Annotated in this window: 6 protein-coding genes and 1 pseudogene; 5 read left to right on the forward strand and 2 right to left on the reverse strand. The window is 68.9% G+C overall.

Annotated features, from left to right (window positions below; translation table 11 throughout):
• Nucleotides 1-328: 328 nt before the first annotated feature.
• The 4 genes and pseudogenes from JWR81_RS25600 to JWR81_RS25615 all read left to right on the forward strand — a co-directional run bounded on the left by JWR81_RS25600 (nucleotide 329) and on the right by JWR81_RS25615 (nucleotide 3,841).
• Nucleotides 329-547 (forward strand): hypothetical protein, encoded by a 219-nt coding sequence (locus JWR81_RS25600; RefSeq protein ID WP_297658395.1) that lies wholly within the window; start codon nucleotides 329-331, stop codon nucleotides 545-547.
• Between the two features lie 340 nt (nucleotides 548-887).
• Nucleotides 888-1,892 carry a TIGR03557 family F420-dependent LLM class oxidoreductase gene (locus tag JWR81_RS25605; protein ID WP_297658397.1) on the forward strand — a complete coding sequence of 335 codons (1,005 nt, stop codon included), beginning with the start codon at nucleotides 888-890 and terminating at the stop codon, nucleotides 1,890-1,892.
• 369 nt (nucleotides 1,893-2,261) lie between these two features.
• Nucleotides 2,262-3,214 (forward strand): annotated as a pseudogene (locus tag JWR81_RS25610) (alpha-amylase family glycosyl hydrolase); the annotation flags it as partial.
• Between the two features lie 384 nt (nucleotides 3,215-3,598).
• Entirely contained in the window at nucleotides 3,599-3,841 is a 243-nt protein-coding gene (locus JWR81_RS25615) for an alpha-glucosidase C-terminal domain-containing protein (RefSeq protein WP_297658405.1), read from the forward strand.
• Between the two features lie 404 nt (nucleotides 3,842-4,245).
• Here JWR81_RS25615 and JWR81_RS25620 read toward each other — a convergent pair whose 3' ends face one another.
• Nucleotides 4,246-5,889 carry an alpha-amylase family protein gene (locus JWR81_RS25620; protein ID WP_297658399.1) on the reverse strand — a complete coding sequence of 548 codons (1,644 nt, stop codon included), beginning with the start codon at nucleotides 5,887-5,889 and terminating at the stop codon, nucleotides 4,246-4,248.
• Nucleotides 5,890-6,708: 819 nt separating this feature from the next.
• On the opposite strand from JWR81_RS25620, the gene JWR81_RS25625 reads away from it, so the two are divergent.
• Nucleotides 6,709-7,113, forward strand: a complete 405-nt coding sequence (locus JWR81_RS25625) for a hypothetical protein (RefSeq protein WP_297658401.1) — start codon at nucleotides 6,709-6,711, stop codon at nucleotides 7,111-7,113.
• Nucleotides 7,114-7,294: 181 nt separating this feature from the next.
• Here the strand turns inward: JWR81_RS25625 and JWR81_RS25630 are convergent, their stop codons facing one another.
• Entirely contained in the window at nucleotides 7,295-8,248 is a 954-nt protein-coding gene (locus tag JWR81_RS25630) for a TIGR03557 family F420-dependent LLM class oxidoreductase (protein ID WP_297658403.1), read from the reverse strand.
• Nucleotides 8,249-8,741 lie beyond the last annotated feature (493 nt).

Genomic DNA, 8,741 nt, shown 5'->3' on the forward strand with positions numbered 1-8,741 from the left:
AACTGGCCGGCGAGACCCGGCTAGTGATCATCCCGGGCGCGACGCACCTGTTCGAGGAACCGGGAACGTTGGAGCAGGTGGCCCGCCTGGCGCGGGACTGGTTCCTCCGCCACCTCCAGCCGATTCCGCCCGGCGGGAACGATGGCTGACGTGCACCGGCAGCGACGCAGCCAGGTCGGGCCAGCCGGACCACCACTGCCACCACCACGGATGGAAGAACCATGGCGGTGGAACTGAAGGAGCGGGCGTCCGATCACGCACGGGATCTGATCGTGGCGGGCCGCTGCTTCCCGGCCTGAAAGACCCGCTGGATCTGTTCGGGGAGCCGGTGGAGCCCATCTACCCGCACGTGCACGAAAACGCCCGCTGGATCACCGTCCTCTCCCCCTCCGTCGCCGAACCGCTCGCCACCCTGCTGGAGTCCCTCGCACAGAACGCCGAGCAGACCCTGAAGGCGGGCGGATCAGCGGACCAGGAGCCCTACCTGTCCGCGGTCGTCCTGGCGAAGCGGATCGTGGAGGCGGCGGACGACCGGCCGCGGCCCTGACCGTGGGTCTGCCACGGGCCTGTGCCCGGGAAAAGGGTCCCCGGCGTCCCAGCGGGCGAGTTTCACCGGGTGGGCTGCGGGTATGCCAGCACCGCGTCCGGGTCCACCCGCCGAGCGCGGTCACTCATGCCGGCACGACGCCCTCGAACACGTGCGGCCGGAGTGCATCGCGGCGAGTTCTCCGGAGGCAGCGAACACCGCGGCCCCAGCACGATCAGCACCTCGGGACGGTAGCGCACCGCCGGATCGGCCCGGTGATGGACGTTGCGCTCCGTCGGGATATCGGTGCGGCCGGGCCGGGGTGAGAGCTGGGCGACATACCTTGATCGGAGAGGACGACATGGTCGCATTCGGCTACACCCTGATGACCGAGCAACGCGGCCCACGTGGGCTCGTCGGCGACGCCGTCGCCGCCGAGAACGCCGGGTTCGACTTCGAGGTGATCAGCGACCACTACTTCCCGTGGCTTGACGTCCAGGGCCACTCGCCGAACTGCTGGAGTGTGCTCGGCGCCGTCGCGTCGGACACCGAACGCGTCGCCCTGATGACTTTCGTGACCTGCCCGACGATGCGCTATCACCCCACGGTCGTGGCGCAGCAGGCGGCGACGGTTGCGATCCTCGCGGGGGAGGGGCGGTTCACCCTGGGCCTCGGCGCCGGGGAGAACCTCAACGAGCACGTCATCGGCCAGGGCTGGCCGTCGGCCAATGTGCGGCACGAGATGCTCGGCGAGGCGGTCGAGATCATCCGCGCGTTGTTCGACGGCGGCGTCGTCAACACGGCCGGCGAGTACTTCCGGGTCGACTCGGCCAAGCTGTGGGACCACCCGGAGCAGCCCGTGCCGATCGCCGTCGCCGTGTCCGGCCGGCAGTCGGTCGACAGGTTCGCACCGATGGCGGATGCGATGGTGGCCGTCCAGCCCAGGGCCGACCTCGTGCGCCGGTTCGACGACGCGGCGGGCGCGACGGTGCCCAAGATCGGGCAGCTGCCGATCAGCTGGGGCCCCGATGTGGCCGAGGCGGTGGCTAGGGCGCACGAACAGTTCCGCTGGTTCACCGGCGGCTGGAAGGTCAACGCCGAGCTACCCGGCCCCGCCTCCTTCGCTGCTGCCAGCCAGTCCGTCCGACCGGAGGAGGTGGCTGCGTCGATCCCGTGCGGGCCCGACGTCACCGCGCACGTTGAGGCATTTCGCCCCTTCGTCGAGGCGGGGTTCACCCACGTCGCGCTGGTGCAGGTGGGCGGGGACACCCAGCCGGAGTTCCTGGAGTTCGCCGAGCGCGAGCTGATCCCGGCCCTGCGCGAGGCCTACGGCAAGGCGGAGGCCCCGGCGATCCGGCGGCGTTGACGGCCGGGGCGCGAAGCCGGCTCAGCCCGCCAGTCCGTGGGCCGGGTATGCGGCCGGACGCCGCCGAGCGAAACCGCTCGACGACATCGCCGGTCAGCTCGGGTTCCCTCGCAGGCGGCCGCATCCGACAAGTTCACGGCCCATCAGGCACCCGGGGAGGCAATCGTGTGCCCACGGACGGAGGCTCCACAACCGAGCGTGACGACGGGCGCCGGCTCACAGACCTCGGTTCCTGCCGATCAGTGGTGGAAGAGCGCCGTTGTCTACCAGATCTATCCACGTAGCTTCGCCGATTCGAATGCCGACGGGATCGGTGATCTCGGGGGCATCACGACCAGACTCGATTACCTGGTCAGGCTGGGCGTCGACGTGCTGTGGCTGTCGCCGGTCTACCCGTCGCCCCAGGACGACCACGGCTACGACATCTGCGACTACCAGGATATCGACTCGCTGTTCGGCAGGCTGGAGGATTTCGACAGTTGCTGCACGCCGTGCACGAGCGAGGGATGCGCCTGATCATGGATCTCGTCGTGAACCACACGTCCGATGAGCATCCTTGGTTCGAGGAGTCCCGGTCGGGCACGTCCAGTCCGAGGCGAGATTGGTACTGGTGGCGGCCGCCGCGATATGGCATGGAACCGGGCGCGCCCGGCGCGGAACCGACGAACTGGGGATCGATATTCTCCGGCTCGGCGTGGGAGCTCGACGACGATTCCGGTGAGTATTACCTGCACCTGTTCTCTCGGAAGCAGCCCGATCTCAATTGGGAGAACGCCGAGGTTCGCCAGGCTGTATACGCGATGATGCGCTGGTGGCTGGACCGCGGCGTAGACGGGTTCCGCATGGACGTCATCAACCTGATCTCAAAGGATCCGAGTCTGCCCGACGGGCATCACCTGCCTCATCAGCTGTACGCCGATGGATCCGAGCACTACGTGTGCGGACCGCATACCCACGACTTTCTGCAGGAAATGCACCGCGACGTCTTCGCCGACCGACCGGGAAAGTATCTCACGGTCGGTGAGATGCCCGGCGTGACGGTGGACGAGGCAAGGCTGTTCACCGACCCCGCGCGGGCCGAGGTCGACATGGTCTTCCAGTTCGAACACGTCCAGCTCGACCAGGGCGAGACCAAATGGGACTACGTCGGACTCGACCTGCGGGACCTCAAGGCGTCGCTCGGCCGCTGGCAGGCCGGATTGGCCGACGTCGGGTGGAACAGCCTGTACTGGAGCAATCACGACCAGCCGCGGGTGGTGTCTCGTTACGGAGACGACCGCAGGTACCGGGTGACCTCGGCGAAGATGCTCGCCACCGTGCTACATCTGCATCGTGGTACGCCGTACATCTTCCAGGGCGAAGAACTGGGGATGACCAACGCTCCTTTCGAGACGATCGACGAGTTCCGCGACATCGAATCGCTCAATCACTACGCCGCAATGACGGGGCCTGGGCTGACGACGCCTGATGAGGCACTCACTGCGCTACGGGTGATGAGCCGGGACAATGCCCGCACGCCGATGCAATGGGACGCCGGCCCCTGGGCCGGTTTCAGCGCGGCTCGACCATGGATTCAGGTCAACCCCAATTACACCGAGATCAACGCCGCCGCCGCCATGGCCGACCCCGACTCGGTTTTTCATCATTATATCAAGCTGATCGAGCTCCGGCACACCGAAGCGGCGGTCGTGCACGGCAGTTTCCACATGCTCCTTCCGCACGACGAGCGGATCTACGCCTTCCTCAGGCGGCTCGGCGGCATCGAACTCCTCGTCCTCGGGAACTTCTCCGCCGCCGACGTCGTCGTGGACCTGCCGGACGCGAGCGAGTGGGCCGGCACAGAACTGCTGATCGGGAAGCCTCCAGAGCCGGAGCCGGACGGGCCCCCGCTCGTGCTACGACCGTGGGAAGGCCGGGTGTACCGGCGCGGGCACGACAGCGGTGGATGAGGACGGCGACCTGCGACGCCTGATGAGCGTCAGGTCGTTCTGGCGGGTCGGCACGCCGGTCTCTGGGGTCGCGGCGACCTCGATGGCGACGTGCACGTCCCGAGTTCGACGCCGCCGCGCTCGGGGGCTGCCGCGCCGGCGAGCTCCCAACCGCACCTCCATCTCGGCTCCGGTCGGACCTGCACGGACGACCACGAAGGTAGCCACCGCCCGACAAGGGTCTGCCGGTCGAGGCCTCGGCGAATTCGACTGCGCCGACGAGCCGGCCGCACAGCTCCAAGGCGTCGCTGCTCATCAGGCCCGGCGTGTGCAGCGGCAAGGTCGGTGCCGGTCGCCTCTTGCCGTCGTGGCGAGCGGGCCCCCGAACCTGACACCGATGGCCCGGCCGATCTCATCGACAGGTCCTACGGGTCACGCCGCAGCCGGATCCAGCGGTAGCCATAGCCGGCGAGATCGAGCGCGTTCAGGTCGAGCTTGTCGTCGTAGTGGGAGTCGGCGGCCACGCTGAGCGGCCGGCCGGGTTGGTCGCTCTGCTCGCCGACGGCGACCCGGCAAGGCACATCAGCGAGGTTGTGCAGGAACAGCATGGCGCCGGTCTCCCCGGTCGCGCGGTGCACGAGCACGTGGGGCGGTCCGGCGTCCAGCATCACGTGCTGACCGGTGCCGATCTCCTCGCACTCGCGCAGGGTGTGCAGGGTCCGCTCGAACCAGACCAGCAGGCTGTGCGAGTCGCGGCGCTCGTCGGTCACGTTCACCTGCTTGTAGCCGTAGGGACCTTCACCGATCACCGGCACCGGCAGGTCGCGCGGATCCGCCCGGGAGAACCCCGCGTTCGGGGTGTCGTCCCACTGCATCGGGGTCCGGATCGCCTCTCGCTCGGGCAGTTCGAGATTCTCCCCCATCCCGATCTCGTCGCCGTAGCGAATCACCGGGGTCCCCGGCATGGTGAACTGCAGGCTGTAGGCCATCTCGATGCGGCGGCGGTTCCCGCCGAGCATGGGCGCGAGCCGGCGCCGGATCCCGCGGTTGTAGAGGTGCATGTTCGGATCGGGTCCGAACGCCGCGAACACCTCCTGCCGCTCCTCCGGCGTGAGCCGGCCCAGGTCGACCTCGTCGTGGTTGCGCAGGAAGGTCGCCCACTGTCCGTGCCTGGGCAGGGCGGGAAGTTCTCGCACCGTGGCCACGACCGGGCGGGCGTCCTGGCGGGCCAGCGCGAGCATGATCGCCTGGTTGAGCCGGAAGGCGAAGATCATGTTGAACCGGCTGGCCGAGCCGTCCGCGTAGCCGAAATACTCGAGCACCTCCTCGTTCGACACGTTCGCCTCGGCCAACAGGGCGACGTCGCCGCGAAGCCACGACACCCTCTCGCGCAGCTCCCGGAACAAGGTGTAGTCCGGCTCCTTCCGTGGCGAGTCCGGGTGCTTCGGCTCGATCAAGAACGGCGCCGCGTCGACGCGATAGCCCGCGGCGCCGACCCGTAACCAGGCTTCCGCGATCTTGAGGATCTCCGCGCGTACCTCCGGGTTCTCTGTGTTGAGATCGGGCTCGAAGGAGTAGAACCGGTGGCGGTACCAGGCTCCGGCCCGCTCGTCGTAGGTCCAGACCTCGTTCTCGACCCCGGGGAAGACCGGCCCCTCGAAGCGGTCAGGGGGCTCGGTGTCCGACCACACGTACCAGTCTCGGAACGGCGAGTTGCGGTCCGTCCGCGCGGATACGAACCACGGATGCTGGTCGCTGGTGTGATTGACCACGAAGTCCAGCATCACCCGAATGCCGCGTTCGCCCGCCCCGTTCAGGAAGGTGCAGAAATCCCCGAAGCTGCCGAAACGTGGGTGGACGCCGTAGTGGTCGGTGATGTCGTACCCGCCGTCCCGACGCGGGGACGGGTGGATCGGGTTGAGCCAGATCGTCGTCACGCCCAGCCGCGACAGGTAGTCGAGCCGACTTGCCATCCCGGCGAAATCGCCGACGCCGTCGGCGTTGGTGTCCTGGAAGAGCCCGACGTCGACCGAGTAGATCGCTCCGTTTCGGTACCAGCGCTGGACCATGTGCCCGGGACTTCCCCATCCGCGGCGGATTACGCCCGCCGAGCCGAATCGGATGCCTGTCGCGTCGGCTCAGCTCAGCATGTGGCGATGCGGCAGCAGCACGCGGGTACACAGGCAGGATCGGGGACGCGGGCTCACTGCGCGCTCGGGCCGCCGCCGTCGCGGTGCGATCCATGTCGACGCCTGAGGCGAGGAAGCCGTCGAGGTCGCCGACGTGCTCGTAGTGGGCATGGGCGGAGATGTGGTCGACCCGCTCGAGTGCCATCTCGAGCACCGTGCACTCCCAGGTGCCAAACGCCGACGTGCGGGTCTGTGAGCTGCCGCAGGTCGCCAGGCAGCTCTGACCCCGGGATCGGTCATCCGCATGGCGCGCGCTGCGAGAGGTGTGGGGAATGGTCGTGGTCGGGAATCGGGAGCTGAGCACGGTCGGCCATCGTCTTGGTTACCTCGGTAGTGGGCTCCGAACCACCCTCTGAGCCCACCCGCCAGCAGCTGGTCGATCGGCTGTGCCGGAAGCTGCCCGCCATCACCGAATCGGACGACCCGACGTCGTAGCCACCGCTGAGCGCCCTCTCGACGACGCCGCCCAACCGGACCAGCCCCGCCAGCGACCGCTACCCCGGCCCCGCCGCCACGCCCACTCCGGCGAACGGGGAGCCGGGGGACGTGCACTCAGCCATCCGGGAGCGGGGGCGCGGTGCCCCAACCGGGCGGCTGCGGGCCGAGGTGGCCGTGGGTTGGTCGCAGAGGCGGTAGCCGGGTGTTCCCGGCGGCGCGTGGGGTACCCAGCACCCGGACAGAACCAGGATGGAGAAGAACGTGGCCGAACAGAACGAGAACGAGGAAGAAGGCGGTGCGCGCACCGGGCCTGCGACCTCGAAGTCGGTGAGGTACGCCGAGGCGATCACGTCCCCTGACCAGATCAGGGACGCGGATCCCGGCGACACCCTGGTCACCACGAGCCACGAGGTGATCCGCACGTGGGCCCAGGATCGCGGGGCCCAGGCCGCCACGGTGCCGGGCACCGAGCACGGCGACCACCTCGGGGTGCTCACGCTTGATTTCCCCGGCTATGGCGGGGAGAAGCTGCGCCACGTCAGCTGGGACGAATGGTTCCGCACCTTCGACGAGCGTCGACTCAACTTCATCTTCCAGGACAAGAAAAAGGACGGCACGCCGAGCAACTTCTTCCGGCTGGAGAGCCCCGAGCGTGAGGACGCCTGAAACCGGTGCCGCTGATGCCGGCCCGAGAGCGGCGGTGAGCTGGTGAAGTTCTAGGATTCCCCGCCCACATGGTTGTTCGGCTCCTGCCTCGGCTAACGCCTCGACGCGCCGCGCCAGTCGGACCGCGTAGGCAGGGCCGGGTCCGCCGAGCCGGCGTCGCGTTGCGCCGCCGTCAGGGCCATCAGCGCAGCTGGGGTAGCACCTTGTCCGCCCAGGCTTTGAAGAATGCGTCCTGGTCGGGGCCGATCTGCTGCACGTAGACCTCGTCGCATCCGGCGTCGACGTATTTCCGCACGGCGGCACGGTGGCGCTCCGGGTCCGGCCCACACACGATTCGCTGGCCGACGGCCTCCTTGGACACCAGGGCGGCGGCCTGCTCGAAGTCCTGTGGCCGCGGCAGTATCCGGGCGAGCTGGCCGGGCAGCAGCTCGTTGGCCCAGAGCCGGTGCGCTGTCGCCAGCCCGGCCTCCTCGCTGTCGGCCCAGCACACCTTCACCCCGCCTTGTACCGGCTTGTCCGCGCCGCCCGACGAGCGGAACAGCTGCACCATGTCGGGGTCGGGCCTGACGGTGCAGTACCCGTCGCCGACCTGCCCGGCCAGCCGGACGGCGCGCGGCCCCAACCCGGAGACGTAGATCGGCACCGGCTGCTCTGGGCGGGTGTAGATCCGGGCGTTCTCGACGGTGTAGTGCCGGCCGTGGTGGCTCACCTCCCGGCCGGTGTGCAGTTCGCGGATCACGCCGATGGCCTCCTCGATCATCGCCAGGCGCACCGCGCCCGGTGGCCAGCGGTCACCGAGGATGTGTTCGTTGAGCGCTTCGCCGCTGCCCACCCCGAGCACGAACCGGCCTTCGCACTGGACTGCTGCGGTGGCGGCGGCCTGGGCGATGAGCGCGGGGTGGATCCGTACCGTGGGGCAGGTGACCGCTGTGCTGATCGGCAGCGTGGTCGCCTCGGACAGGGCGCCGATCACCGACCAGACGAACGGGCTGTTGCCCTGCGCGTGGTTCCACGGGTGGTAGTGGTCGGAGATCCACAGCCGCTCGAAACCGGCCTGCTGGGCGAGTCGCGCTTGCCGCACCAACTCACGAGGGCCGAACTCCTCGCAGGACAGGAAGTACCCGATGCTCACCATGCGGCGCGGTTACCCCTCGACGGGCCGGCGAACCGAGCTTTGGAATCGGTCCGCGGGCGCGGAGGTTAGGCCCGGCCCGGGCGTAGCCGAGGCCGGTCATCACCCCCGCTGGTCTGCCCGGGCTACATCGACTCTGGCGTTGCGAGACCACGCTGGACGGCACCACAGACAAATCCACCACGCCCGACGATGTCCGAACGCCGGCTGACTGAACCCCGATCCGCCGCACCACCGATCCGGACCCTCTCACCACCACCCGAACCGGCGAACCGCTCTCCGCGAGCTCAGCGTCGCCCGTGCCGCTCGCGGGACCTGCTCAAGACCTCAGCCATCGGCGGCCGCCTGTCCGCTCGAGCGGATCTGCATCCCCGGCCGGCGGCGGTGCACAGTCAGATAGGCAAGGCCCTCGGCGCCGGCAGCGAGACTGCGGACCGAGCCGCGGGGCAACCACACCAACTCACCAGGGCCGAACGTGAGCAATCCGGCCTCGGTG

It is taken from the genome of Pseudonocardia sp. (genome assembly GCF_025965585.1).
Lineage (GTDB): Bacteria > Actinomycetota > Actinomycetes > Mycobacteriales > Pseudonocardiaceae > Pseudonocardia.

Coding starts and splice junctions, on each gene's coding strand:
- JWR81_RS25630 (WP_297658403.1), bottom strand. CDS start 8,248: ATGGTGAGCATCGGGTACTTCCTGTCCTGCGAGGAGTTCGGCCCTCGT.
- JWR81_RS25620 (WP_297658399.1), bottom strand. CDS start 5,889: ATGGTCCAGCGCTGGTACCGAAACGGAGCGATCTACTCGGTCGACGTC.
- JWR81_RS25605 (WP_297658397.1), top strand. CDS start 888: ATGGTCGCATTCGGCTACACCCTGATGACCGAGCAACGCGGCCCACGT.
- JWR81_RS25615 (WP_297658405.1), top strand. CDS start 3,599: ATGCTCCTTCCGCACGACGAGCGGATCTACGCCTTCCTCAGGCGGCTC.